Raw genomic sequence first — 26,640 nt, forward strand, 5'->3', positions numbered from 1 at the left:
TATCCATCTCGCCGCGTCTACCTGCTACCGCAGGTGCGCGGCATGGGGCGGGAACTGAGGCAATGCCTGCGGTCTTCCGGTCGAATAGTCGATTGAGCGCCAACCGCTCGTCGCAGATGGTGATGGGAGATTCCGAACCAATGGTCAAGCAACGCACCCTCAAAACTGTCATCCGGGCAACAGGCGTCGGCTTGCACAGCGGCGAAAAAGTCGAGCTGACTTTGCGTCCGGCCGCTCCCGATACCGGCATCGTGTTCCGTCGCCTCGACCTCGAACACCCAGTCACCCTTGCAGCGACACCCTTTCAGGTCGGCGACACGCGGCTGTCTACCACCCTCGTACAGGGCGAAGTGCGGGTCTCGACTATCGAGCACCTGCTCTCGGCCTTCGCCGGTCTGGGGATTGATAATGCGTATGTCGATCTCGGCGCAGCGGAAGTGCCGATCATGGACGGCAGCGCCGCACCCTTCGTGTTTTTGCTGCAATCGGCCGGCATCGAAGAGCAACCAAAAGCCAAGCGCTTTATCCGCATCAAGCGTCCAGTGGAAGTGCGCGACGGCGACAAATTCGCCCGTTTTACGCCCTATGAAGGATTTAAGGTGCGCTTTGCGATTGACTTCGATCATCCGGCTTTTCAATCGCGCTCAAATTGCGCCGAAATTGATTTTTCGACGACCTCATTTGTGCGTGAACTCAGCCGCGCCCGCACCTTCGGCTTTTTGCGCGATATTGAAGCCCTGCGCCAGCAGAATCTCGCGCTCGGTGGCAGTCTGGATAATGCCGTTGTGATCGATGAATACCGCGTGCTGAATGAAGAAGGCTTGCGCTATGAAGATGAATTCGTGCGCCATAAAATTCTCGACGCAATTGGCGATCTCTATTTACTCGGTCACACCCTGATTGGTGCATTTGAGGGCTATAAATCCGGCCATGCCCTGAATAATTTGCTGGTGCGGGCATTGGTTGCTGATCCAGCAGCTTGGGAAGAAGTCGTATTTGATGATGCGACCGCTGCGCCGATTTGCTATGCCCAGCCGCTGCCGGCGCTTTAATTCTGTATGGCTGGCGCTTTGAGTGCATAGCTGGCTGCTAATGCTTCCCCTTCACTCCGCGCAATAATCACCGCACCGCAAGAATCGCTGAATACGTTAACGGCGGTGCGCAGCATATCCAGCAGTCGATCAACGGCGAGAATCAAACCAACCCCTTCAAGCGGTAATCCAACGGCGCTCAGAATCACGGTGATTGCCACCAAACTCGCCGCTGGAATACCGGCTACGCCAATGGATGTCAGCAGCGCCAGCAGCACGATAATAAATTGGGTGCCGAGCGCAAGTTCTAATCCATAGGCTTGCGCGATAAAAAGCACGGCAACACATTCATAGAGCGCCGTGCCATCCATATTCACCGTTGCCCCGAGTGGTAAGACAAAGCTGCTGGTGCGATTAGACACCCCCGCGTTTTGCTCAACACAATCAAGCGTAATGGGCAGTGTCGCCGAAGAAGAAGCCGTTGAAAACGCTGTGAGCAATGCTGCGCTCATCGCCATATAATGCGCGAGCGGATTGACTCGGCCAATCACATAAAGCAGCAGCGGCAAGACCAATAAAATATGCGTTGCTAATGCAACGGTCACCGTCAAGAAAAACAACGCCAGCGGGCCAAATGCAGCTAATCCGGTTTCTGCAACAGTTTTAGCAACTAGCGCAAAGACCCCGATGGGCGCAAACCGCATGATTAGATCGGTCATGCGTAGCATAATGGCGAACAATCCAGTAAAAAACTGGCGTTGCACATGGCGCTGATCTTCATGCAAACGGGCAAGAAAAAAGCCATAAAGCAGACTGAAAAAAATCAGCCCCAGCATTTGCCCTTCAGCCGCCGCCGCAATGATATTGGTTGGAATGAGGCGTAAAAAGACTTCGACTACATCGCTGGCATCGCGGTCGCCAAGCGTTGCTTGCACAGTTGCGGTGTCCGCACTCAGACCGAATACCTCGGCTGGATGGCCGTCAACCTGTCCGGGCTGAATCAGATTGGCAAAGAGCAAGCCAATTAGAATGGCTAACAGACTGGTCAGCGCGTAATAACCAATGGTTTTAGCGCCGAGTCGTCCGAGATGTTCCGATCCCCCAAAACCAGACATGCCGACGATAATCGACGACACAATCAGCGGCACGATGAGCATTTTTAGGGCATTGAGAAATAATTGCCCAATAAAGCTAAATATCGCATAAAAGCTCAGACCAAAAATACCGCCATCACGCCCGACGCTTAATCCAATAACAACGGCTAGGATCAGCGCAATGAGAATTTGCCAGTGAAGTTTAAGCGAGCTGAATTGCAGTGATGGCATCGCAGACAGTCCAATATAAGCGCATTACAAGATGGGTTGCCGCCAATTACGGCACACGCTGAAAGCCGATTGCTGGCCGCTTATCAATGCTCAATGCTAAAACCCACTGGTAATCGGATAGCGCCGATCACGACCAAAAGCGCGTTGTGAAATTCGCACGCCGGGCGGTGCTTGACGGCGCTTGTATTCATTGCGATCCACCAGCCGCGCCACCCGCGCTACGATTTCCGCTGGATAGCCCTGCGCAACAATAGTCGCGACACTTTCATCCGCTTCGATATATAACTTGAGAATAGCATCGAGCAATTCATAGGGCGGCAGGCTGTCCTGATCGGTTTGATCCGGTCGCAGTTCAGCAGACGGCGCACGTTCGAGCACCCGCAGCGGAATTGCTGGAGCACGACTATTACGATAGTGTGCGAGTCGATAGACCAGCATTTTTGGCACATCTTTAATTGGCGCAAAACCACCCGCCATATCGCCGTATAAGGTCGCATAACCGACCGCCATTTCGCTTTTATTGCCAGTTGTTAGCAAAATTCGCCCAGATTTATTGCTCATTGCCATCAAAATAATGCCGCGACACCGTGCCTGAATATTTTCCTCGGTGACATCCGCCGCTTGACCAGCAAAAACCGGTTCTAACATTCTAAGAAAGGCGCGAAATGCCGGTTCAATCGGTACGCATTGCGTGCTCACTCCGAGCCGCCGCGCTTGCTCTAGCGCATCGTCATTACTCATGTCGGCGGTGTAGCGCGAAGGCATTAGCACCGCTTCGACGCGATCTGCGCCGAGGGCATCGACTGCAATTGCCAGTGTGAGCGCCGAATCAATGCCGCCAGACAAGCCCAATATGGCCCCATCGAACCCGTTTTTTCGCACATAATCGCGCACACCCAATACCAACGCTTCGTAGATCATCGCCGCTTCGCTTGGCCATTGGATCAGTGGTTCATTGGGGACAGTGAGCGGCAGGCCATCGGCATTGAGCTTTAGGGTCAGCGTGGTTTCGCTAAAACAAGGGGCGCGATGCGTGATCCGGCCATCAGGATCGGCGACAAATGAGGCCCCATCGAACACCAATTCATCCTGACCGCCGACCAGATTGGCATATAGGATCGTCAAACCATGGGCACGGGCGCGGCGCGAGACTAGCATTTCACGTTCAGTTGTTTTACCGACATGAAAGGGCGAGGCATTGAGGTTGAGCAGCACCTGCGCACCGGCTTCGGCGGCTTCGCGGGTCGGATCATCCCACCAAATGTCTTCACAGACACTCAGGCCGAAGCGCAGTCCGCAGTGCTCGAATACGGTCGCGCCGCTGCCGGGCTGAAAATAGCGTTTTTCGTCGAATACGCTGTAATTTGGCAAATATTGCTTGGCATATTCGGCGATCAGGACGCCATCGCGGATAACGCCAGCGACGTTGAACAGGCCGCCGACCGAGGCGCGTGGATAGCCCAGCACCAACGTCAAACCTGCTGTTGCTTCGCAGAGACGGGTGAGGGCGGTTTCGACGCGGGTGATAAATTCGGCGCGGAGCAACAGATCTTCGGGTGGGTAGCCAGTGAGCACTAATTCCGGGCAAACAAGCAAATCAATGCTGTGATCGCGGGCGTGCTCTAGCGCGGCGAGCAGACGTTCTGTGTTGCCGACCACATCGCCAACGACGGGATTGAGTTGCAGGATTTGAATGTGACAGGACACGAGCGACACTCCAGCGATACGGGTGCGGGGATTAAAGCACGCGATTGTAGCGCGTCTGGTGAGGCGCTAGACGCTGGGGTTCAACACACAGCGTTTCTACTCACCGCCGCCCTATTCTTCTCCGCACTGCATCAGCGCCACCCGCACCCGAACGGTATTCCCGCTACCTTGATAGTCAAGACTCGCAAAGGCGAGATGTCGCGCCATGGCAATGCCGCGTCCGTGGCTGTCGAATGCACGCGCTGGGTCAAGATCGAGATAGCGTTGCCAATCAAAGCCCGGCCCCTGATCGCGGATCACAAAACACAGATGGGCGTCTGGATCGCGCCGCAATTCGAGGCTGGCATAGCGTGCGCCGATGGTGGCGTCCGCGAGGCGACGTTCGACTTCGTCTTGCCACAATCCGTCCTCAATCAGTCGCCCTTTTTCCGCGTAGTTGATGCCCAGATTGCCATGCTCGACAGCGTTGAGCATCAGTTCAGATAAACCCATTGCGACAGTTTCGGGATTGGGGCACATCTGTGCGAGGGTCGCAGAGAGAATCGCAACATCGTCGAGCGTGCGAAAGCGGAACTGTGCTTGATTGGTTAGCTGTAGCACGGTTTGTAGGCGGTCGCCGATCCGCGCTAAATCTTTGCGTGTGCGCCGATCATCGAGCGCAGCGATGACAATGCTCCGCAGGGCTTTGGGCGCGTAGGGTTTGGCTAGATAATACCAAGCGCCAGCGGCTAGTCCTTCGGCAACTTGTTCTGAGCTATCCGCCGCGCTCTGCATGATGACCGGTACGTCGCGAAATCGCCGATCCGCTTTGAGTCGTCGCAGGACTTCCATGCCGTCCATGCGCGGCATCATGCGGTCGAGAATCACGCCATCATAGGCATGCGGTGCCGCTTCCAGTTTGCTCCAGGCTTCTAGGCCATCCTCTGCAAAGTCCAACTGATGTTCGTCCTCCAGACAGTGGCCGATGATCTCCAGATTGATCGGCTCATCGTCCACCACCAGTAACTTAGCCATCGAACTCGTCCTCTGTTTGTCCTGTTATTGAATTATTCGTGAGCCGTCAGAAGTTCGCGCAGTACGCTGGTTGCGTATGATCCAGCCGTGAGCGCAAAGTGTAGCGTCAGTCTTTCCTCAGAACACTCGGCTTCAAGCTGCTCAACTCGCAGGCGTAGGGCGCGGCGTTCGTGTTCTAAACCGAATTCGGCTAATCGTTCCGGCCACGGGGCAAAATGTGCGGCTGTCTGCTGTTCGAGTGTTTGGATCGCTTGGCGCGTCGGTAGTGTCCCGCGTCCCCAGAGCGGCCCAGTCGGGTGTAGATCCCAGTGTGCAACCCGCTCGTTTAGGGTCGCGTCGATGTCTTCAGTACAAAAAAATGACTGTCGCCCAGCAAGTTGGGCGCAGTCGCCTGGCTGAAGGTGCTTCCAGTCACCGCGCCGCACGCGCTCGGCTAGGAGTTCGTTGAAGAGTTGCGAGCGTGCTGCGGAGATCCAGAGGCCGCGCTGGTGCGGCGGTGGCCGTTTGATCGCTCCGGTTAAAAAAGCGTGTGCGTGATGGAGGTTGCTGTCGGCGTGACCAAATCGTTGCTCACCAAAATAATTCGGGACACCATGAGCGCGGATGGCGTCGAGTCGCGCTGTCAGGGCGGCAGGATCGCCGTGCCAGTCGCGGATGGTGATGTGAAAGTGATTGCCAGTGAGTGTGCCGCGCTTGAGTTTGCGCCGATGGGCGTGGACGGCTAAGACCTCGATGCCTGCGTCAGTGAGCGTGCTCCAATCCGGTTCCGCTGCCTCGCGTTGTGGGGCGGGGAGCGAAAACCATTGCTCGGTTACGGCCCAGCGGTCTTTGAGTCCCGCATAGCCAACCGTTGAGACCGGTACGCCCGCAGTTGCGGCGAGGCGTCGCGCAACCCATTCGGTGTTTGCACCTGTTTTGCGTACCCAGAGTAGGCGATGATCGCCGGTACCGTCTGGGGTAAAGCCGAGTTGTTCGGTGACGTGGAAATCTTCGGGGGTAACACGGAGTCGTCCGCTGCCGAGCGGTGCGCCGTGCGCACGCGGTAGGTCGGTAACAGTCGTCCAGGTTGGGAGCGCAGCGGGTGACATGCGTGATTTAAGCCGCTGAAAACGCGGAAAGCGCGGAAGTGTCTGGCGCTTCGATTAGGAGCACCACCGCTGAAGCGGCAATTCCTTCGCCGCGTCCCGTAAATCCCATGTGTTCCATCGTCGTCGCTTTGACGTTGACGCGCTCGACCGGACAGGCTAAATCCGCCGCTAATGTCTCGCGCATCGCCGGAATGTGGGGGGCGAGTTTGGGGCGTTGGGCGATTAGGGTCATGTCGGCATTATGTACACGCAAGCCGCGACTGTGCAGGCTCTCACAGACGCGCCGCAGTAAGATGCGACTGTCGATTCCGGCATACGCTGCATCGGTATCGGGGAAATGCCGTCCGATGTCTCCCAGTCCCGCTGCGCCAAGTAGTGCGTCGCAGAGTGCGTGGATCAAGACATCGCCGTCTGAATGCGCGAGCATCCCTTGATCGTGCGGAATTTCGACCCCGCCGAGTATTAACCGCCGCTCCGCTGCGAAGCGATGGGCGTCAAAGCCTTGTCCAATGAGCATGGTTGCGAGCCTCACACGCAGCGTCCTTGTTGCTGTAAATAAAACTGCGCGAGCGGTAAGTCTTCGGCTCGCGTGATTTTGATGTTATCGGCATGACCTTCGATCAGGCGCGGTGCCAGTCCAAGTCGTTCAATCGCTGAAGCATCATCTGTGACCAGATCGCCCGCCGTCAGTGCCGAATCCAGCGCCCGTTGCAGCAAACCCAGCCGAAACATCTGTGGTGTGTAAGCATGCCAGAGGTGCGCCCGCTCAACCGTCGCGTCGATTCGTTCATCAGCTCCGGCGCGTTTCATCGTGTCGCGCACCGGAATGCCCAGCAGCCCGCCGACCGGATCATCAAGCAGACTGTTGATTAACTGGTCGAGATCACTGCGTCGCAAGCAGGGTCGCGCCGCATCATGCACCAGCACCCAATCTTCTGCATCGGCCTGCGCGGTCAGCACGGTCAGTGCATTGAGCACAGAATGACAGCGTTCCGCGCCGCCCGGAGCGCGTTGCACCTTCGGATGTGCGGCATAAGCCGTTGTCTCCCAATAGCCATCTTCTGCACCCAGCGCCACCACAATGCCGACGATGCGCGGATGTTCGATAAAACCGTGCAAAGTCTGGTCGATGACCGTGCGTCCAGCTAAATCAAGATATTGCTTCGGCAGCGTGCCGCCCATGCGTCGCCCCACACCAGCAGCAGGGATAATGGCCCAGAGTCGTGCCATTTATGGAGTCTCCTCGGCGTTCTCAGACGTGGGACGTTCGATGACCTGAATAAAAATCTCGCCCGGTTTAATCATGCCCAGCTCACTGCGGGCGCGTTCCTCGATGGCTTCCGAACCTTGCCGCAGATCGTCTACTTCCGCTTGCAGTTCGCGGTTACGCGCTCGCAGTCGCTCTAGCTCAGATTCTTCCAGCGCAATTTCACGCTTCAGGCTATACAACTCGGCCAAGCTCCCCTCGCCCATCCACAGACGATACTGGAGCGTGCCCAACAGCAGAACTAACACCAGAATCAGCCAGTGCATGGATAACCTTAGCCGAGTCGGTGGCGCAAAGCTCCCAAGCTCGCGCCCCAGGCGGATAACCTCAAAGCCACTTGAACGCAGCGCGGCCAGCATACACGGCCTCATCGCCCAACTGGTCTTCGATGCGCATCAATTGATTGTACTTGGCCACCCGGTCGGAGCGCGACAGCGAGCCGGTTTTGATCTGTCCGGCGCTGGTCGCCACCACCAGATCCGCAATCGTCGTGTCCTCAGTCTCGCCCGAACGATGCGACACCACCGCCGTGTAACCAGCCTTGTGCGCCATCGCAATCGCTTCTAGCGTCTCAGTCAGCGTGCCAATCTGATTGACCTTAATCAAAATCGAATTAGCAATGCCCTTATCAATACCTTCTTGCAAAATGCGCGTGTTCGTGACAAATAAATCATCACCAACAATTTGCACCTTATCACCGAGCCGCTCCGTGAGACGCTTCCAGCCATCCCAATCGCCCTCGGCTAAACCATCCTCAATTGACAAAATCGGATAGCGCGTCACCCACTGATCCAGCAAATCAATCAGGCCATCAGAACTCAATGTGCGCCCCTCGCCTTTCAGCACATATTGACCATCCTGATAAAATTCCGACGCCGCAACATCTAATCCAAGATAAATATCTGCGCCAATCTTAAAGCCGGTTTGATGAATCGCTTCGAGAATAGCTTCAATTGCCGCTTCATTTGACGCTAAATCCGGCGCAAAACCACCTTCATCACCAACGGCTGTCGCCAATCCACGACCATGCAGCACCGATTTCAGCGCATGGAACACCTCCGCCCCATAACGCACTGCTTCTCGAATACTGCCCGCGCCAACCGGCAGAATCATAAATTCCTGAAAATCGACGCTATTATCCGCATGTTCGCCGCCATTGATAATATTCATCATTGGCACCGGCAGCCGATACGGGCCACTGGCCAGCGATTGATACAGCGGCAGCGCCTTTTCCTGCGCTGCTGCATGGGCTACAGCTAATGACACGCCGAGCAGCGCATTTGCACCGAGACGGGTTTTATTCTCCGTGCCATCGAGTTCAATCATGCAGCGATCAATGGCAGTTTGATCGGCTACATCCAGTCCGATCACTGCGTCACGTAATTCACTGCGAATATTCGCCACAGCGGTCAATACGCCTTTGCCCTTGTAACGTAATGTATCGCCGTCGCGCAATTCCAGCGCCTCGCGTGAACCAGTCGAAGCACCCGACGGCACAATCGCCCGACCAATCGCACCATCAGCGGTAATCACATCGGCCTCAACGGTCGGATTACCACGCGAATCCAGCACCTCACGGGCGCGAACATCAACAATTTCAGACATACCGAATAGCTCCTAAAGCAGGTGAGTGAATGTGAATGTGAATGTTAAAAATCAATGGCATCATTATATTTAATCTAAATGCTGTGATCTAAGAATTATGCAAACTTGCCGCGAAACATAAAATAAACCGCGCCAACTAAACACAATCCCGCCCAAAGATAATCGAGCTTTAACGGCTCGCGCAAATAAAACAACGAAAACGGCACAAACACGCCCAGCGTAATGACTTCTTGAATAATTTTCAGTTCGCCAACTGACAGCACAGTATAGCCGATCCGATTTGCTGGCACCTGAAACAAATATTCCAACAGCGCAATCCCCCAACTGACCAATGCCGCGACAAACCAGGGTTGGCTATTGAGTTCTTTCAGATGCGCATACCACGCAAATGTCATAAAAACATTGCTGCACAACAAAAGCAGAATTGCAATCAGGACGGGGTTCAATTGGAAATCCCTAGCGCAAAATCAAGATACTATTCAGAAAATTTAATTGCTTTCAGGCAACATTCTGTAGCAGATTCACGCAATCTTTCCCGGATGTTGCTTTAGGAAGGGGTTTGTTATCACAGTGATACAATTCAATCATTTCTTCTACAATTTGACACAACTCATCAAAAACCACTTTCTCATCATCACCATGACAGCCGCCAAACATCAAACCAGGACAACTTCCGATATAACACTGATCTTCTTCAGACCATTCAACAATTTTTACATAGCGTGCGCTCTCTTTCATTGCTGTGATTCCTCAATAGCTTTTTGTACGGCTTTAACGATATAAAGTCGCGCATCATCTCCAGGATTTCCAGAAACTGTGATGGGTTTAATCACTTTTGGGTGTACATAGTTACGGTGACTTCCTTTTCCACCGCGATCTACAAAACCGGCCTGTTCTAGCATGGCTATCATTTCACGAATCTTAGGAGGCACTTACAGTCACTCTAGCTATTTTTCAGCATTAAACTCAATCAAAATTGCTATACAGGTAACAATCTTATCCCTGCTCAATCAATCCAGCCGATTTAACTAACCGATCAAGCTCAATCAATGTCGTCAGTAATTCACGCATTCGATTTAATGGCCACGCATTCGGGCCATCACTCAATGCGCGATCTGGATCGGGATGGGTTTCCATAAATACACCCGCAATTCCAACTGCAACAGCAGCCCGCGCCAACACTGGCACAAATTCACGCTGCCCTCCCGAACAGGTACCTTGACCGCCGGGCAACTGTACCGAATGCGTAGCATCAAAAACCACTGGGCAACCCGTCTCGCGCATCACTGCCAGCGAGCGCATATCCGACACTAAATTGTTATAGCCGAATGATACGCCGCGCTCGCACACCATAATCTGTTCATTACCGGTTGCGCGTGCTTTAGCAACCACCTGTTTCATATCCCAGGGCGCAAGAAATTGCCCTTTTTTAATATTAACCGGTAATCCTAGACTCGCCACTGCATCAATAAAATTGGTCTGACGGCAAAGAAATGCCGGCGTTTGTAATACATCGACTACATCCGCAACTTCATTCAGCGGCGTATCTTCATGCACATCGGTTAATACCGGCACGCCAATACGGGTGCGCACCGCTTCCAGAATACGTAAGCCTTCTTCTAAGCCAGGCCCGCGAAAACTACTGCCAGATGAGCGATTCGCTTTGTCAAATGACGATTTGTAAATAAACTGAATTCCAAGCGCCTCGGTTAATTCTTTCAGTGCGCCCGCTGTCTCCTGTGCCAATGTCTCGCTTTCAATAACACAGGGGCCAGCGATTAAAAACAATGGCCGGTCGAGACCGACCTCAAAACCGGCCACTTCAATCATGCGCTTTGCTCTCCGTTGAATTGCCGTTGCACTAACGCCGCCCGCACAAATCCCTCAAAAAGCGGATGTCCGTCGCGGGGGGTTGAAGTAAATTCTGGATGGAACTGACAGGCGATAAACCACGGATGATCGGGTATTTCGATAATCTCAACCAGTCGATTATCTAATGACCAGCCCGAAAACCGTAATCCGGCATCTTTCAGGGTGTCGAGATACGCATTATTAAATTCATAACGATGCCGATGTCGCTCGCGTACCTGTGGCTGACCATAAACCGAACGCGCTAAACTCCCCGGCTCTAAACGACAATTCTGCCCGCCGAGGCGCATCGTACCGCCAAGATCATCGCTTTCCGAGCGCGTTTCAATCCGTCCCTGTTCATCACGCCATTCTGTAATCAGCGCAATCACTGGATGCGGTGTTTGGCAATCAAATTCGGTACTATGTGCGCCCGCTAAATCGGCCATGTGACGCGCATATTCAATCACGGCGACTTGCATTCCCAGACAAATGCCAAGATAAGGCACGCGCTGCTCACGCGCATATCGCACAGCTTGAATTTTGCCCTCAACGCCACGCTCACCAAAACCGCCCGGCACTAAAATCGCATCCAATCCATTAAGACAGGCAGTGCCCTCGCGCTCAATAACTTCGGAATCAACATAGACGATTTCAACTTTGGTGCTGGTATGCACACCAGCATGAGCCAGTGCTTCAGAGAGCGATTTATAGGCTTCGGTCAAATTCATATATTTGCCGACCATGCCAATGCGCACGCGCTGTTCAGGATGGTCAAAACCATCCATCACGCGATCCCATTCCGCAAGATCGGCTTCGGGGACATCCAGATGAAATTGCCGCACCACTAAATCATCAAGCTGCTGGGCATGAAGCAAGCGCGGAATGCGATAAATATTATCAGCATCAATCGCGGAAATAACCGCTTTTTCCGAGACATTGGTAAAGAGCGCAATTTTGCGCCGCTCTTCATCCGGTAAGATTTTTTCAGAGCGACACAATAAAATATCCGGCTGAATGCCAATTGAGCGCAATTCTTTGACCGAATGCTGGGTCGGTTTAGTTTTAATTTCACCGGCGGTGCGAATATGCGGCACCAGTGTCAGGTGCATAAACAGCGAATTGTCTGGCCCTTCTTCAACGCGCATCTGGCGAATCGCTTCCAAAAACGGCAACGATTCAATATCGCCCACAGTGCCGCCGATTTCGACCATCGCAATATCACAGCCTTCAGCGCCGAGGCGAATACTGGCCTTGATTTCATCGGTTATATGCGGAATAACCTGCACCGTGCGCCCTAAATAATCACCGCGTCGCTCTTTACGAATCACGCTTTCATAAATCTGGCCCGTGGTGAAATTATTATTACGCCCCATGCGGGTGCGTAAAAACCGCTCGTAATGACCGAGATCTAAATCGGTTTCTGCGCCATCATCGGTAACATAAACCTCGCCGTGTTGAAACGGACTCATTGTGCCCGGATCGACATTGATATAAGGATCGAGCTTAATCATGGTGACGCGCAAACCACGCGCCTCCAGCAACGCCGCCAGCGATGCCGATGCAATGCCCTTGCCCAGCGATGAAACCACACCGCCGGTGATAAAGATGAACTGTGTCATAAAAAAATGAGTGGGGGCCGAAGGAGGGTCGAGCGCACCGCGCAGGGCGACGCGAATAACCCGACAAACTACCAAAATCGTCGCGGGGTCTCAATCTGAGTTTCAGCGTCCAGCGATTCACGGCTGGACGCTGGAAGCTGGCGGCTGCTTCCACGCTTGAGTTTCCGAGGGGATCGGGTTAAAAACGCCAATAGTTGACCTAGATCAAAAACAACAACGGTTAGCCTATATAACAGCGGGCGACCACTAAAGGAGCGAGGGCGAAGTCTTGAAGCAGAGCACGGTGATTTCGTTCGAATCTATCCGCGTGGCCTGTCGCCACTGTACGCTATCGGCGCTGTGCCTGCCGATGGGGTTGGCAGCGGAGGATGTCGAGCGCCTTGATGAGATCGTCAAGCGCACTCGCCCGCTGCATCGCGGCGATATGTTGTTCCGCGACGGCGATCATTTTCGTTCTCTTTATGTGGTCAAAACCGGCTCGTTTAAGACCTTTGCGCCCAGCGGCGAGGGCGGCGAACAGGTGCTGAGTTTCCATTTGCCCGGCGAATTGCTCGGGCTAGATGCCATCGATCAGGGCGAACATGCCTGTTCCGCCAGTGCGCTAGAAACCTCAGCCGTGTGTGAAATTCCCTTTGCACGGTTAGAAGAGCTGACCGCGTTAATTCCAAGTCTGCAACATCATATGTATCGGCTATTGAGTAAAGAAATCGGCCACGATACTGATTTATTGGTCTTGCTTGGCAAAAAGAATGCAGAAGAACGGCTTGCAGCGTTTTTGCTGGATTTTTCAAAACGACTGCATAAACGCGGACTCTCAGCGACAGATTTTCATCTCAGCATGTCACGGCACGAAATCGGTAATTATCTCGGACTGGCTGTGGAAACCATTAGCCGTTTATTTACGCGCTTTCAGGAAGACGGGCTGGTGCGGGTCGAACGCAAACACATTGAATTACTGAATCTTCAAGGATTAGAAAACCTGATTGCCAGTTCTCATCTCGGACGCCGCCAGCCGCCGCAGCGTCAACAACAAACCTAAAGCCTCGACTCAATAACGACAGGATAAATATTATCAATGCTGGTACAATCAGCATCGTGTTTATCCTGTCGCTGCCTATCAATTCGGTGCGTTAAAAACGCCATCCAACACTCAATTCCAGCTCCCATTGTTCCATTGCAATATTGATCGACTTTGGGCCGCCCGAAAATGGCAGCGAACACCCGCAATCTAAATCTCCTTCCGGTGCATACATGGCTGCAAAGCTGATTTCCATGCGCTCATCAAGTTCTTTCGTTAAGCCCAGCGTAAAATGCTGCTCAATCACGGCTGGTGCAATAACATTGAACAACACGCCATCTTCTGGCACCGGCTGTTTGCCATAGCTATAACCAGCGCGTAAGGTGAGATCAGGACGCATCGCCCATTGCGCACCGATTTTATAAATCGTCATATCACGCCAGCCAAAACCAACGCCTTGACTGCCGCCCAAACAATGCGCAGTTTGCCCCTGCATACATAACTGGATATTGCGCGTCATATCATTGCCCAGCGCATTGACATCGCTGTACCAAATATGCTGAATATCAAAATTGAGCGTTAAATCTGATGTGGCTTTAAATGCCAAGCCAAGATTCACCAGCGCCGGCGCATCTAAATCACCATTCTCGGCAAAGAGATCGTCATATTGCTCGAAACGCTCAAAATCAACCTGCGTTTGATAAGCCGCTGCCAGTGATAGCCGATCATTCACCTGCCAGAGTGCGCCGAGTTGTACGCCCCAACCCAAGACATTTTCGCGTCCGTTCCGCGATAGATTATCAGGATTGCCATCAGCAGCGAGATTGCCAAGCGATGCTAGGCCTTTTGCTTTAAAAGATTGATAGGCTAAAATCAAGCCCGCGCCGACGGAAAACTCTTCACTCAGCTTGCGCGAATAATTCAAATTCAGCGCCACTTGAATTAAATCGACGCCGGTCGAGGCATCTGAGGGCGACAGTTGCGCACCGCCATAGGTACCCTGTCCCATCATGGTATCTGAAGCGCGATAGGTGGTATTCATGCCACCATTGCCATATAGCGCCACACCCAGGGCGCTGATTTCATCGAGCGGATGGCTATAAGCAAAATGCGGAATTAAAAAGAGATCGCGGTCACTCTCAACGGCGCCAGTACCAGTTAATTCACTGCCAATTGGAATCGGCGGGCGACCCGGAATACCCGATACCATTGAATGCTGCGTGTAATCACGGCTCGGCGTAAACAGCGATGCACCAATATCGAGGCGTTGTTCACTCAGCCACACCACGCCGGCGACATTCGTGGCGGAAATCATGGCATCTTGCGGTAGCGCCGATCCAGCACCGGCCATGCCTTTGCTTTTGGTGCCGAAGCCGTGCGACATATAGCCATTTGTGGCTTGCACACTACACGGCAGCGCCAGCGTCAACAGCAGACCGCTGGCCAGCGTTGAGCGTTTAAACAACATGATGAATCCCCCTTTGATGGCTGTTGTTGTCGTCACCCGTCGCGGCGCTCGAATGCGTTGACGGGGGACGAAATTTAGCACAAGGTGGACATGAACACGCATCTCGATTGATAAATATCAATCGGCAACGCGATTGGCGCTCGGGCACCGTGTGGTACCCGAAGCGCGGTCGGGATGCGTCAAACTTGCGGCAGCAACGGCGCTCGCCCAATGGAGATATAGGTTAGACCGGCGGTGCAGGCCAGTGGCCCGTCGAGAATATTGCGGCCATCAAAGATCACCGGCGTGCGCAGACGCGAGCGGATCGCATCAAAGTTCGGGCTACGGAACTGCGACCACTCCGTGACCACCACCAGCGCATCTGCGCCCTCGGTTGCAGCGAGCGCATCGGCAGCAAACGTCAGATCAGCGCGTTCGCCATACAAACGGCGCGTTTCGGCCATCGCTACCGGATCATAGGCCCGCACCTGCGCTCCAGCTTGCCACAGTGCTTCCATCAACACTCGACTGGAGGCCTCGCGCATATCATCGGTATTCGGCTTGAACGCCAGCCCCCAGAGTGCGAACGTCTTGCCGCTGAGATCGCCGCCGAAATAGTCGCGAATCTTCGCAAACAGCACGTCTTTTTGCCGAAAGTTGACCGCCTCGACCGCTTGCAGCAATGCCGCCGTATAGCCCAGCCCGCGTGCGGTGTGTTCGAGCGCCCGCACATCTTTTGGAAAACACGAACCGCCATAACCACAGCCCGGATAGATAAACTGATAGCCGATGCGTGGATCAGAGCCGATCCCGACGCGCACTTTTTCGATATCCGCGCCGACGGCTTCCGCGATATTCGACAGCTCATTCATAAAACTGATTTTGGTCGCCAACATTGCATTGGCCGCGTATTTCGTTAGTTCCGCCGACCGCACATCCATCAACATCAAGCGGTTATGACTGCGATTAAAGGGCGCATACAATGCCCGCAACAGCTCGCCGGTGCGCGGATTATCCGTACCAACGATGATGCGATCCGGGCGCATAAAATCCTCAATCGCCGCCCCTTCTTTGAGAAATTCTGGATTGGAGACGACATCGAACTCAATCGCCTGCCCGCGCTGCGCCAATACCTCGCGCACCCTGTCCGCGACCCGATCCGCCGTCCCAACGGGCACCGTAGATTTATCCACCAAAATGCGATAATCCGTCATGTGTTCAGCAATCGTCTGCGCCACCGCGAGCACATATTGCAGATCGGCTGATCCATCCTCATCGGGCGGCGTTCCGACGGCGATAAACTGAAACAACCCATGCGCGACACCGGCCTGCGCATCGGTCGAAAAGCGCAGCCGCCCGGCGGCGCGATTCGACTGAATCAGCTCATCGAGTCCCGGCTCATAGATCGGCACCCCGCCGCTATTAAGCAGCTCGATCTTGTGCGGATCGATGTCGATACAGAGCACATTATTGCCCACCTCAGCGAGACAGACGCCGGTTACCAGCCCCACATAGCCCGTACCAAAGATCGTTACATCCATCGCGGTTATTCTCGAAAAGGGTTCAAAATACCGTTGAAATGGCGCATGGTAGCAGCTTGAAGCGCATGGCTACATGACAACGGCAGTCACCGCGCCGCCACCGAAATAGCTGGCGACTGGAAGCTGGCCGCTGAAAGCTAAAAGCCACAAAAAAACCTGTTGACGCCCCCAATATTCCCACCTACAATGCGCCGCTCATTTGGAGGGGTTCCCGAGCGGTCAAAGGGATCAGACTGTAAATCTGACGGCTCAGCCTTCGGAGGTTCGAATCCTCCCCCCTCCACCAAACACTGTTCGTTGCGATTGACGTTCTCGCGGATGTCCGGCGCGGCTCGACGCTTTCGCGGGTGTAGTTCAATGGTAGAACCTCAGCCTTCCAAGCTGATGGTGTGGGTTCGATTCCCATCACCCGCTCCAGAACTTGCATGAAGGTCGTTTAAGTTTCTGCCCATGTAGCTCAGATGGTAGAGCACACCCTTGGTAAGGGTGAGGTCACCGGTTCGATTCCGGTCATGGGCTCCAGAGTTTGGAATTTACACAAGGGTCTTGCGTGCCGTGAGGCGCGTTTAATCGATTTGTCACATGCGGGGAGCCGTTCATGTCCAAAGAAAAATTTCAACGCAGCAAGCCACACGTCAACGTTGGCACAATCGGCCACGTCGATCACGGCAAGACCACGCTGACGGCGGCGATCACCACGCATCAGGCCAAGAAGTTCGGTGGCGAAGCGCGGGCGTATGATCAGATTGACAACGCACCGGAAGAGCGTGAGCGCGGCATCACCATTGCCACCGCGCACGTGGAGTACGAGAGCGACAAGCGTCACTACGCGCATGTTGACTGCCCGGGCCATGCTGACTATGTCAAAAACATGATCACTGGCGCGGCACAGATGGACGGTGCGATTCTCGTCGTCTCGGCGGCTGATGGCCCGATGCCGCAGACCCGCGAGCACATTCTGCTGTCGCGTCAGGTCGGTGTACCCTACATCGTCGTCTACCTGAACAAGGCCGACATGGTCGATGATGCCGAACTGCTGGAACTGGTCGAAATGGAAGTGCGCGAGCTGCTCTCCAGCTACGACTTCCCGGGTGACGACACCCCGATCATCACCGGCTCGGCCAAGCTGGCACTGGAAGGCGTAGACAGCGAAATCGGCGGCCAATCCATCGACAAACTGATGGAAGCCCTCGACAGCTACATCCCTGAGCCAGAACGGGCGATTGACGGCGCCTTCCTGATGCCGATTGAAGACGTATTCTCGATCTCCGGTCGTGGTACTGTCGTCACTGGTCGTGTCGAGCGCGGCATCGTCAAGGTCGGCGAAGAAGTCGCCATCGTCGGCATCAAAGATACCGTCAAGACCACCTGCACCGGTGTGGAGATGTTCCGCAAGCTGCTCGATCAGGGTCAAGCTGGCGACAACATCGGTGCCCTGCTGCGTGGCACCAAGCGTGAAGATGTCGAGCGCGGTCAAGTGCTGGCCAAGCCTGGCTCGATCACCCCGCACACCCACTTCGAGGCCGAAGTGTACGTCCTGAGCAAAGAAGAAGGTGGCCGTCACACGCCCTTCTTCAACGGCTATCGCCCGCAGTTCTACTTCCGCACCACCGACGTGACCGGAGCCTGTGAACTGCCCGAAGGCGTCGAGATGGTGATGCCGGGCGACAACATCAAAATGACGATCAAGCTGATCGCCCCGATTGCCATGGAAGACGGGCTGCGCTTTGCCGTCCGTGAGGGCGGTCGCACGGTCGGCGCTGGCGTGGTTTCTAAGATCATCGAGTAATCTGCGATCCTTGCAACGCGAAATCACCCCAGATTTCGCGTCTGCTAAAATCGCTTCGAGTTTAGGCCAGTAGCTCAATTGGCAGAGCGGCGGTCTCCAAAACCGCAGGTTGGGGGTTCGATTCCCTCCTGGCCTGCCATTCACGTCACCAATACCGCTCCAGTTGGAGCGGTTTTTGGTGAATCCTCCTCGCTTCGCGTGAGTCAATGTGGCTTCTAGTTAGGCGCGTTTGATGTGTCTGAATCCGCGTCGCACTAAGTCCATTGTTTGTGATGGGCGGTGTTTAGGTTAGAACACGCAACACGCTCACCCTGTCGCGCTCGGTGCGGTTTGAAAATAGGCGAATTCATGAGTTCACGCGCAGAGACCCGCAGTGCCAATTTGGATGTTCTCAAGCTGGGCGGCGCTGTTTTCCTCTTGATCGGCGGCATTCTCGCCTTCTATGTGTTCGCTGATATCTCAACGCTGCTGCGAGTGATTGTGCTGCTACTCATCAGTGGTGGTGCGGTCGCATTGGCTTTCCAGACTGAACGCGGTCGTGCGCTGTGGCAATTTATTGCCGATTCCCGCATGGAAGTGCGCAAGGTGGTGTGGCCGACGCGCCAAGAAACCTTACAAACGACGCTGGTTGTTGTGGTCATGGTGTTGCTGCTCGGCATTGTGCTGTGGCTGTTCGATATGATCCTGATGTCGATTTTGCGATTCCTGACCGGCCAAGGGGGCTGAGCATGTCCAAGCGCTGGTATGTGATTCATGCCTACTCAGGGTTTGAGGGGCAGGTGAAGCGTTCGTTAGAGGATCGCGTTAAACGCGCTGGACTCGAAGACTTGTTCGGTCAGATTTTGGTGCCAACCGAAGAAGTGGTCGAAATGCGCGGCGGTCAGCAGCGCAAAAGCGAGCGCAAGTTCTTTCCGGGCTATGTGTTGGTGCAGATGGAGCTGACCGACGAGACCTGGCATCTGGTCAAAAATGTGCCGAAGGTCATGGGTTTTATCGGCGGAACCAATGACCGTCCGGCCCCGATTCCCGATTCTCAAGCTGAGGTCATTCTGCAACGGATGCAGGAAGGCGGCGAAAAACCGCGTCCAAAAGTGCTCTACGAGCCAGGCGAGGTGGTGCGCGTCATCGATGGCCCCTTTACCGACTTCAATGGCGTGGTCGAGGATGTGGACTACGACAAGAGTCGCGTCAAGGTTTCGGTGCTGATCTTTGGACGTTCCACGCCAGTTGAGCTGGAATTTGCCCAAGTCGAGAAAGTCTGAGCCAGCAAAATCGCGCCTGCACTGTCGCACCCATTCATACGCATTTCAATCATTCCGGCTGCATCGATTCTGATGCAGTCTCCCAGCCCCTAACGGGGATCGACACTCGGGGAGCCAGAGCGATCGTCTGGCGCTTGTACCCATTGGAGAATCAGCGTGGCAAAGAAGATCAATGCCTACATCAAGCTTCAGGTCAAGGCGGGGATTGCAACGCCTAGCCCGCCGGTCGGCCCGGCGCTTGGTCAGCATGGCGTCAACATCATGGAGTTCTGCAAGGCGTTCAACGCTCGCACGCAGGAACTAGAGCAGGGCTTGCCGATTCCGGTGGTGATCACCGTGTATTCGGATCGGAGCTTCACCTTCATTACTAAGACGCCGCCGGCTTCCATTCTGCTGAAAAAAGCAGTCGGGATTAGCAGCGGTAGCGCCAAGCCGAATACCAATAAAGTCGGCACCGTCACCCGCGAGCAGCTCGAACAGATTGCCAGCGTCAAGATGCCTGATTTGACCGCCGCCGATATGGATGCCGCTGTGCGCACCATCGCCGGCAGTGCGCGGTCGATGGGTCTGAACGTCGAAGGGGTGAACTGAGATGGCGCGTCTAAGTAAACGTGTACGGGCGATCCGTGAGCGAGTCGAAACCGGCAAGCTGTATCCGGCAGATGAAGCCTTCGTGCTGCTGAAAGAACTCTCGCAGGTGAAGTTCGCCGAGAGCGTCGATGTGGCGGTGAATCTGGGCGTCGATCCGCGTAAATCCGATCAGGTCGTGCGCGGTTCGACTGTACTGCCGCATGGTATCGGCAAAACGGTGCGGGTGGCTGTCTTTGCTCAGGGTGCAGCGGCTGATGCAGCGCGTGACGCCGGAGCCGATAAGGTCGGGTTTGAAGATCTGGCCGAAGAGATGAAAGCCGGTCAGCTTGACTATGACGTGGTGATTGCCTCACCGGATGCGATGCGCATTGTCGGTCAGCTCGGCAAGATCCTCGGCCCGCGTGGTCTGATGCCCAATCCAAAAGTCGGCACGGTGTCGCCCGATGTCGCCGAAGCAGTGCGCAATGCGAAAGCTGGTCAGGTGCGCTATCGCACGGATAAAGCCGGCATTATTCATTGCCCGCTTGGCAAGATCGATTTTGAGCCAGAAAAACTGCGCGAGAATCTCGAAATGCTGCTTGGCAGTCTGATGAAGGCCAAGCCAACGGCAGCCAAAGGCATTTATATGAAAAAGGTCACCGTCTCCAGCACCATGGGGCCGGGCCTAACGGTCGATCATTCGGCGCTCAGTTTTTGATAGGTACGTGTATTTTCTTTGAGGTCTCGGGCATCGCTGGAGACCGTTAAAGACCGCGGGTGTCCGAGCGCCGTGAGGGATGGCAGCGACTGGACTTAATGCCCACCACGCCCGCGCAGACGGTGCTCCCGAGTCAGATCGTTAGCTGATGACGGCGCACGAACCCTGGTGACACGGTAGATCACGGGATGTGATGTACCGCTCGCCGCTCGGTTTCGACCGAGTTCCAATGTCAGTAGAGGTGACGACAGTGGCGCTGAATTTTGCGCAAAAAGAAGCAATCGTCGCCGAAGTCGCGGAAGTTGCAAAGAGCGCCTATTCGGCCATCGCGGCCGAGTACCGGGGTCTGACCGTCGAGCAATTGACCAAGCTGCGTGTGGAAGCACGCAAAGCCGGTGTCTATGTGCGCGTCGTCAAAAATACCCTGGCCAAGCGTGCGCTGGAAGAAACCGATTTTGTCTGTATGCGCGAGGGGCTGACTGGCCCGATGATTCTCGCGTTTTCGCAGGACGATCCGGGTTCGGTCGCGCGCGTGCTGGAGCCGTTCGCCAAAGAGCATGACAAGTTCCAGGTGCGGATGATCGCCCTGGGCGGCAAGCTGCTCGCCCCGTCGGAGATTGGCAATCTGGCCAAGATGCCGACCTACGATCAGGCGATCAGCCTGCTCATGGCGACCATGAAGGCTCCGGTGCAGAAGCTCGCCGCAACGCTCAACGAGGTGCCGGGCAAACTCGTCCGCACCGTCGCCGCGATTCGCGATGCCAAGGAAGCCGCCTAATCGGGCGCGTTTTCCATCCATCAGCTACCCGATTAACCGTATTTTCTAGGAGAAACCCATGGCCGTTTCGAAAGACGACATTCTCGAAGCGATTGGCAACATGACTGTGCTGGAAGTCGTTGACCTCATCAGCGCGATGGAAGAAAAGTTCGGCGTGACCGCTGCGGCTGCTGTTGTCGCCGCTGGCCCGGTTGCCGCTGAAGCCGCGCCGGTCGAAGAGCAGACCGAATTTAACGTCGTGCTGACCTCGTTTGGTGCCAACAAGGTTGGTGTCATCAAGGCTGTGCGCTCGCTGACCGGTCTGGGCCTGAAAGAAGCCAAAGACGCCGTTGAAGGCGTGCCGACCGTCCTGAAGGAAGGCGTGTCGAAAGCTGAAGCTGAAGCTGCGAAGAAGGAACTCGAAGAGGCTGGCGCAGCGGTCGAAATCAAGTAACGACGCGTTGCGTCGCGATTCGTTCGACCCGGTATTAAGGCTGGCGGCGATAAGCCGCCGGCCTTTTCCCGTTGGATTGGGCGAGTTCAGCGAGATGAATTCGATGGATGCAACGGCTGTTGTGGCGGCGTTGTATCAAGTTATCTCGTGATTTCGGTTTTCAGCCACCCGCAATCCGCATTCGTGTCCGTGTTCCGTCATGGACTCACGCAAGCATCTCGAGGGAAGGCATCATGGCCTATTCGTTCACCGAAAAGAAGCGCATCCGCAAAGACTTCGGCAAGCGTCCCAAAATTTTGGACGTTCCATTCCTGCTGAAAACTCAGATTGACTCCTATCGCGAGTTCCTGCAAGCCGATGTGCCGGTCAAAGACCGCCGCGATCTGGGTTTGCATGCGGCCTTCAAGTCCGTGTTCCCCATCGAGAGCTATTCCGGCAATGCGGTTTTAGAGTATGTCAAATATCGGCTGGGTGAGCCGGTGTTTGATGAGCGCGAATGTCATTTACGTGGCGCAACCTTTGCCGCGCCGCTGCGCGTGTTATTACGGCTGGTTATTTACGATAAGGACGCGCCGGCTGGTGCAAAAGTCGTCAAAGACGTGCGCGAGCAAGAAGTCTATATGGGCGAATTGCCGCTCATGACCGGAACCGGTACCTTTATTATCAATGGGACTGAGCGCGTCATTGTTTCGCAGTTGCACCGATCACCTGGCGTGTTTTTCGATCACGATAAAGGCAAAACCCATTCATCGGGGAAATTACTGTTCTCGGCGCGAGTGATTCCCTATCGCGGTTCTTGGCTCGATTTTGAATTTGACCCCAAAGATAATGTTTTTGTGCGCATTGACCGGCGGCGCAAGCTGCCCGCGACCGTGCTATTACGGGCGTTGGGCTATGGGGTTGAGGATATTTTGTCGCACTTCTTCAAAACCGATACCTTCCGGTTTCAGGAGCAGAGCATCACGCTCGATTTAGTGCCAGAGCGGTTACGCGGCGAAACCGTGCCTTTTGATATTTGCATTGGCGAGCAAGTGCTGGTTGAAGCCAGCAAGCGCGTGACGGCCAAACATATCCGCGAATTACAAAAAGCCGGCATTGAACGGCTAGATGTGCCGTTTGATTTTCTCTTCGGGCGGATTCTTGCGCACACTCAGGTCGATCCGGAAACCGGCGAAGTGCTGGCCGAAGCCAATGAGGCGATCACCCCCGAATTGCTCGAAACCCTGATGCACAAGCGCGTCGAACAGGTTGAAACCCTGTTCGTCAATGAATTGGATCAGGGTGCGTACATTTCCGAAACCCTGCGGATTGACCAGACGACCAATGATCTGGATGCGCAGATTGAAATTTATCGCATGATGCGCCCCGGCGAACCGCCAACGAAAGATGCGGCGCAAAATCTGTTTCACAATCTCTTTTTTACGCCGGATCGCTATGATCTCTCCGCTGTTGGGCGGATGAAGTTTAATCGGCGGCTCGGGCGGGTGGAAGAAATTGGGCCGGGCGTGCTCTATGATGGGCGCTATTTCAGCACGCGCAATGATGAATTTTCCAAAAAGCTGTTTGAAGCATACGGCGAAGCGCATTCCGATATTATCGATTCGCTTAAAGTTTTAGTTGAACTGCGCAACAGTCGCGGCACGGTTGATGATATTGACCATTTGGGTAATCGGCGCATTCGCTGTGTCGGTGAAATGGCCGAAAATCAATTCCGCGTCGGTTTAGTGCGCGTTGAACGGGCGGTCAAAGAGCGGTTATCGTTGGCTGAATCCGAAGGGCTGATGCCGCAAGAATTGATTAACGCCAAGCCGGTGTCGGCGGCGATTAAAGAATTTTTCGGCTCGTCGCAGTTGTCGCAATTCATGGATCAGAATAACCCGCTGTCCGAAGTGACGCACAAGCGGCGCGTGTCGGCACTTGGTCCGGGCGGTTTAGCACGCGAGCGGGCGGGCTTTGAGGTGCGCGACGTGCATCCGACGCATTATGGTCGGGTGTGTCCGATTGAAACACCGGAAGGCCCAAATATCGGTCTGATTAATTCGCTGGCCGTTTATGCGCAGACCAATTCGTATGGCTTTTTAGAAACGCCTTACGTGAAAGTCGCAAATGGCCGAGTGCAAATGGAATTGAAAGACGGGCAGGTGACCAACGCCGAGATTCATTATTTATCGGCGATTGAAGAAGGGAATTATGTCATCGCGCAGGCAAATGCAACGCTCGATGCCGATGGCAATTTGATGGATGCGTTGGTGTCCTGCCGTCATGCCAATGAATTTACGATGCGGGCACCGGAAGATGTGCAATACATGGATGTCTCGCCGCGTCAGATTGTATCGGTCGCTGCGTCGCTGATTCCGTTCTTGGAGCACGACGACGCCAACCGCGCATTGATGGGATCGAACATGCAGCGCCAAGCAGTGCCGACCTTGCGGGCGGAAAAGCCACTGGTTGGTACCGGCATGGAGCGCGTGGTGGCGCGGGATTCGGGCGTGTGCGTGGTGGCGCGACGCGGCGGAATGATTGAATCCGTTGATGCGGCGCGGATTGTGGTGCGCGTAAATGATGATGAGGCGGCATTGACGCCAGATATTCCGGGTGTGGATATCTATAATCTGACCAAATACACGCGGTCGAATCAAAATACCTGTATCAATCAGCGGCCATTAGTCAAGCTGGGGGATACGGTGAAGTGCCAAGATATTCTCGCCGATGGCCCGTCAACTGATATGGGTGAATTGGCGCTGGGGCAGAATCTGCGCGTCGCGTTTATGCCTTGGAATGGCTATAACTTCGAGGATTCAATTCTGATCTCGGAGCGGGTGGTGCAAGAAGATCGCTTCACCACCATTCATATTGAAGAGCTGTCTTGTTTGGCGCGTGATACCAAACTTGGGCCGGAAGAAATTACCGGCGATATTCCGAATGTCGGTGAATCGGCGCTGGCCAAGCTCGATGAATCGGGCATTGTGTATGTCGGCGCGGAAGTGCGCGATGGCGATATTTTGGTCGGTAAGGTTACGCCCAAAGGCGAGACGCAATTGACGCCAGAAGAAAAGCTATTGCGGGCGATTTTTGGCGAAAAAGCCTCGGATGTGAAGGATACCTCGCTGCGCCTGCCCACCGGCATGAACGGCACGGTGGTCGATGTGCAGGTGTTCACCCGCGACGGCGTGGATAAGGATCAACGCGCCATCCAGATCGAAGAATTGGAATTGGAGCGGGTGCGCAAGGACTTTGCCGACCAGTTGCGCATCATGGAAAACGATACCTTTCAGCGCGTCGAGAAGCTGTTGCTTGGCAAGGTCGCCGACGGTGGCCCGGGCGGATTCCGGCCCGGTTCGAAAATCACGTTGGAGTATCTCGATTCGATCAAAACCAAAGGCTCGCAAGATGCGTGGTTCGAGATTCGGATGCGTGATGAAGAAGTCGCCACCCAGCTCGAAACGGTCGCCGCGCAGGTCAAACAGCAGCGCGATGAGTTCCGCGAGCGTTACGAAGTTAAAAAGCGCAAGGTGGCCAGCGGTGACGATCTCGCGCCCGGCGTGCTCAAGATGGTCAAGGTCTATGTGGCCGTCAAACGTCGCATCCAGCCTGGTGACAAGATGGCCGGGCGTCACGGTAACAAGGGCGTGATCTCGAAAGTAGTGCCGGTTGAAGACATGCCGTTTTCGGCGGACGGCGTGCCGGTTGACATCGTGCTCAATCCGCTCGGAGTGCCCTCGCGCATGAACGTCGGTCAGGTACTCGAAACCCATCTCGGTTGGGCGGCACAGGGTTTGGGCGAAAAAATCGGGCGGATGCTGCAACGCCAGACAGCGATTGGCGAGTTACGGGCGTTCTTAGAGCAGGTCTATAACACCAGCGGCAAGCGCGAAGATTTGACGGAATCGAGCTTCAGCGATGACGACATTCTCGAACTCGCACGCAATCTGGTGCGCGGCGTGCCGCTGGCGACACCGGTATTTGACGGTGCGACCGAAGAGGAAATCAAAGCACTGCTGCGCCTAGCCGACCGCGACAACTCCGCACAAGGCGTCCCGATTGGGCAAACGATCCTGTTCGACGGGCGTTCTGGTGAGCAGTTCGAGCGTCCGGTCACCGTAGGTTATATGTACATGATTAAGCTCAACCATTTGGTTGACGACAAGATGCACGCCCGCTCCACTGGCCCCTACAGCTTAGTCACTCAGCAACCGCTGGGCGGCAAGGCCCAGTTCGGCGGTCAGCGTTTCGGCGAGATGGAAGTCTGGGCGCTAGAAGCCTATGGCGCGGCCTACACCCTGCAAGAGATGCTGACGGTCAAATCCGACGACGTGAACGGACGCACCAAGATGTACAAAAACATCGTCGATGGCGATCACCGCATGGAGGCCGGGATGCCCGAGTCCTTCAACGTGCTGGTCAAGGAAATCCGCTCGCTCGCCATCAATGTCGAGCTACAGCAGGATTGAGAGCGCAGAGCGGTTAGCTTCCAGCGGTCAGCAGTCAGCCACCAGCTTCCAGCCTCCAGCTTTCAGCAGCATTCAGCGGTCGGCTTGCATCAAGCTGGCTGCTGGTCGCTGGAAGCTGGTGGCTTA

Annotated in this window: 25 protein-coding genes and 4 tRNA genes; 14 read left to right on the forward strand and 15 right to left on the reverse strand. The window is 54.8% G+C overall.

Going from position 1 to position 26,640, the window contains the following annotated elements; all coding sequences use genetic code 11:
• The first annotated feature begins 140 nt into the window (after positions 1-140).
• Positions 141-1,052 (forward strand): UDP-3-O-acyl-N-acetylglucosamine deacetylase, encoded by a 912-nt coding sequence (gene lpxC, locus BLW10_RS02480; RefSeq protein WP_091332224.1) that lies wholly within the window; start codon positions 141-143, stop codon positions 1,050-1,052.
• Here lpxC and BLW10_RS02485 read toward each other — a convergent pair.
• From BLW10_RS02485 to BLW10_RS02545, 13 genes are all read right to left on the reverse strand, one after another.
• Complete coding sequence (locus BLW10_RS02485; protein ID WP_091332118.1) at positions 1,049-2,356, reverse strand: dicarboxylate/amino acid:cation symporter; 1,308 nt, start codon at positions 2,354-2,356, stop codon at positions 1,049-1,051. The two genes, lpxC and BLW10_RS02485, sit on opposite strands and share 4 nt — an antisense overlap.
• A gap of 96 nt (positions 2,357-2,452) precedes the next feature.
• Positions 2,453-4,063 carry an NAD+ synthase gene (locus BLW10_RS02490; protein ID WP_091332226.1) on the reverse strand — a complete coding sequence of 537 codons (1,611 nt, stop codon included), beginning with the start codon at positions 4,061-4,063 and terminating at the stop codon, positions 2,453-2,455.
• A gap of 111 nt (positions 4,064-4,174) precedes the next feature.
• Positions 4,175-5,077, reverse strand: coding sequence for an ATP-binding response regulator (locus BLW10_RS02495; protein WP_091332119.1), 903 nt, complete (start codon positions 5,075-5,077; stop codon positions 4,175-4,177).
• Between the two features lie 32 nt (positions 5,078-5,109).
• Complete coding sequence (truD, locus tag BLW10_RS02500) at positions 5,110-6,165, reverse strand: tRNA pseudouridine(13) synthase TruD (RefSeq protein ID WP_091332121.1); 1,056 nt, start codon at positions 6,163-6,165, stop codon at positions 5,110-5,112.
• A gap of 7 nt (positions 6,166-6,172) precedes the next feature.
• A complete protein-coding gene (gene ispF / locus BLW10_RS02505; RefSeq protein WP_091332123.1) occupies positions 6,173-6,682 on the reverse strand; it encodes a 2-C-methyl-D-erythritol 2,4-cyclodiphosphate synthase in 510 nt (169 codons plus the stop codon).
• Between the two features lie 11 nt (positions 6,683-6,693).
• Positions 6,694-7,395 (reverse strand): 2-C-methyl-D-erythritol 4-phosphate cytidylyltransferase, encoded by a 702-nt coding sequence (ispD, locus tag BLW10_RS02510; protein ID WP_091332125.1) that lies wholly within the window; start codon positions 7,393-7,395, stop codon positions 6,694-6,696.
• On the reverse strand, positions 7,396-7,698 hold the full coding sequence (ftsB, locus tag BLW10_RS02515; RefSeq protein ID WP_091332126.1) for a cell division protein FtsB: 303 nt from the start codon (positions 7,696-7,698) through the stop codon (positions 7,396-7,398).
• Between the two features lie 61 nt (positions 7,699-7,759).
• Positions 7,760-9,037: a phosphopyruvate hydratase gene (gene eno / locus BLW10_RS02520; RefSeq protein WP_091332128.1), complete on the reverse strand. Its 1,278-nt coding sequence runs from the start codon at positions 9,035-9,037 to the stop codon at positions 7,760-7,762.
• Between the two features lie 95 nt (positions 9,038-9,132).
• Positions 9,133-9,483 carry a DMT family protein gene (locus BLW10_RS02525; RefSeq protein WP_091332130.1) on the reverse strand — a complete coding sequence of 117 codons (351 nt, stop codon included), beginning with the start codon at positions 9,481-9,483 and terminating at the stop codon, positions 9,133-9,135.
• 52 nt (positions 9,484-9,535) lie between these two features.
• Complete coding sequence (locus tag BLW10_RS02530) at positions 9,536-9,775, reverse strand: hypothetical protein (protein ID WP_091332132.1); 240 nt, start codon at positions 9,773-9,775, stop codon at positions 9,536-9,538.
• Complete coding sequence (locus BLW10_RS02535) at positions 9,772-9,969, reverse strand: type II toxin-antitoxin system HicA family toxin (protein ID WP_091332134.1); 198 nt, start codon at positions 9,967-9,969, stop codon at positions 9,772-9,774. The genes BLW10_RS02530 and BLW10_RS02535 overlap by 4 nt, the downstream gene beginning before the upstream one ends.
• A gap of 64 nt (positions 9,970-10,033) precedes the next feature.
• On the reverse strand, positions 10,034-10,867 hold the full coding sequence (kdsA, locus tag BLW10_RS02540) for a 3-deoxy-8-phosphooctulonate synthase (RefSeq protein ID WP_091332135.1): 834 nt from the start codon (positions 10,865-10,867) through the stop codon (positions 10,034-10,036).
• The gene (locus tag BLW10_RS02545; RefSeq protein WP_177168966.1) at positions 10,864-12,507 is read right to left on the reverse strand and encodes a CTP synthase; all 1,644 of its coding nucleotides are present in this window, start codon (positions 12,505-12,507) and stop codon (positions 10,864-10,866) included. The genes kdsA and BLW10_RS02545 overlap by 4 nt, the downstream gene beginning before the upstream one ends.
• Before the next feature lie 268 nt (positions 12,508-12,775).
• Here BLW10_RS02545 and fnr point away from each other — a divergent pair, with 268 nt between their 5' ends.
• Positions 12,776-13,546: a fumarate/nitrate reduction transcriptional regulator Fnr gene (gene fnr, locus BLW10_RS02550; protein WP_091332137.1), complete on the forward strand. Its 771-nt coding sequence runs from the start codon at positions 12,776-12,778 to the stop codon at positions 13,544-13,546.
• 91 nt (positions 13,547-13,637) lie between these two features.
• On the opposite strand, the gene BLW10_RS02555 is transcribed toward fnr, so the two are convergent.
• Entirely contained in the window at positions 13,638-14,993 is a 1,356-nt protein-coding gene (locus BLW10_RS02555) for an OmpP1/FadL family transporter (protein WP_091332139.1), read from the reverse strand.
• Between the two features lie 179 nt (positions 14,994-15,172).
• Positions 15,173-16,513 carry a UDP-glucose dehydrogenase family protein gene (locus BLW10_RS02560; RefSeq protein ID WP_091332140.1) on the reverse strand — a complete coding sequence of 447 codons (1,341 nt, stop codon included), beginning with the start codon at positions 16,511-16,513 and terminating at the stop codon, positions 15,173-15,175.
• 201 nt (positions 16,514-16,714) lie between these two features.
• Here BLW10_RS02560 and BLW10_RS02565 point away from each other — a divergent pair.
• The 12 genes from BLW10_RS02565 to rpoB all read left to right on the forward strand — a co-directional run bounded on the left by BLW10_RS02565 (position 16,715) and on the right by rpoB (position 26,514).
• Positions 16,715-16,799: transfer RNA gene (locus BLW10_RS02565), tRNA-Tyr, on the forward strand.
• A 57-nt stretch (positions 16,800-16,856) separates the two neighbouring features.
• Positions 16,857-16,930 (forward strand) — tRNA-Gly (locus tag BLW10_RS02570).
• 29 nt (positions 16,931-16,959) lie between these two features.
• Positions 16,960-17,035 (forward strand) — tRNA-Thr (locus BLW10_RS02575).
• Positions 17,036-17,111: 76 nt separating this feature from the next.
• On the forward strand, positions 17,112-18,302 hold the full coding sequence (tuf, locus tag BLW10_RS02580) for an elongation factor Tu (protein WP_091332142.1): 1,191 nt from the start codon (positions 17,112-17,114) through the stop codon (positions 18,300-18,302).
• Between the two features lie 63 nt (positions 18,303-18,365).
• Positions 18,366-18,441 (forward strand) — tRNA-Trp (locus tag BLW10_RS02585).
• A 209-nt stretch (positions 18,442-18,650) separates the two neighbouring features.
• Complete coding sequence (gene secE, locus BLW10_RS02590) at positions 18,651-19,028, forward strand: preprotein translocase subunit SecE (RefSeq protein ID WP_091332144.1); 378 nt, start codon at positions 18,651-18,653, stop codon at positions 19,026-19,028.
• A 2-nt stretch (positions 19,029-19,030) separates the two neighbouring features.
• A complete protein-coding gene (gene nusG / locus BLW10_RS02595; RefSeq protein WP_091332146.1) occupies positions 19,031-19,564 on the forward strand; it encodes a transcription termination/antitermination protein NusG in 534 nt (177 codons plus the stop codon).
• Positions 19,565-19,720: 156 nt separating this feature from the next.
• Complete coding sequence (rplK, locus tag BLW10_RS02600; RefSeq protein ID WP_091332149.1) at positions 19,721-20,155, forward strand: 50S ribosomal protein L11; 435 nt, start codon at positions 19,721-19,723, stop codon at positions 20,153-20,155.
• Between the two features lies 1 nt (position 20,156).
• Entirely contained in the window at positions 20,157-20,852 is a 696-nt protein-coding gene (rplA, locus tag BLW10_RS02605; RefSeq protein ID WP_091332151.1) for a 50S ribosomal protein L1, read from the forward strand.
• Positions 20,853-21,102: 250 nt separating this feature from the next.
• Complete coding sequence (gene rplJ, locus BLW10_RS02610; RefSeq protein WP_091332229.1) at positions 21,103-21,630, forward strand: 50S ribosomal protein L10; 528 nt, start codon at positions 21,103-21,105, stop codon at positions 21,628-21,630.
• A 58-nt stretch (positions 21,631-21,688) separates the two neighbouring features.
• Positions 21,689-22,063, forward strand: a complete 375-nt coding sequence (rplL, locus tag BLW10_RS02615; protein ID WP_091332153.1) for a 50S ribosomal protein L7/L12 — start codon at positions 21,689-21,691, stop codon at positions 22,061-22,063.
• A 233-nt stretch (positions 22,064-22,296) separates the two neighbouring features.
• Entirely contained in the window at positions 22,297-26,514 is a 4,218-nt protein-coding gene (rpoB, locus tag BLW10_RS02620) for a DNA-directed RNA polymerase subunit beta (protein ID WP_091332154.1), read from the forward strand.
• The last annotated feature ends 126 nt before the right edge of the window (positions 26,515-26,640 follow it).

The sequence above is a fragment of the Allochromatium warmingii genome (assembly GCF_900107145.1).
GTDB lineage: Bacteria > Pseudomonadota > Gammaproteobacteria > Chromatiales > Chromatiaceae > Thermochromatium > Thermochromatium warmingii.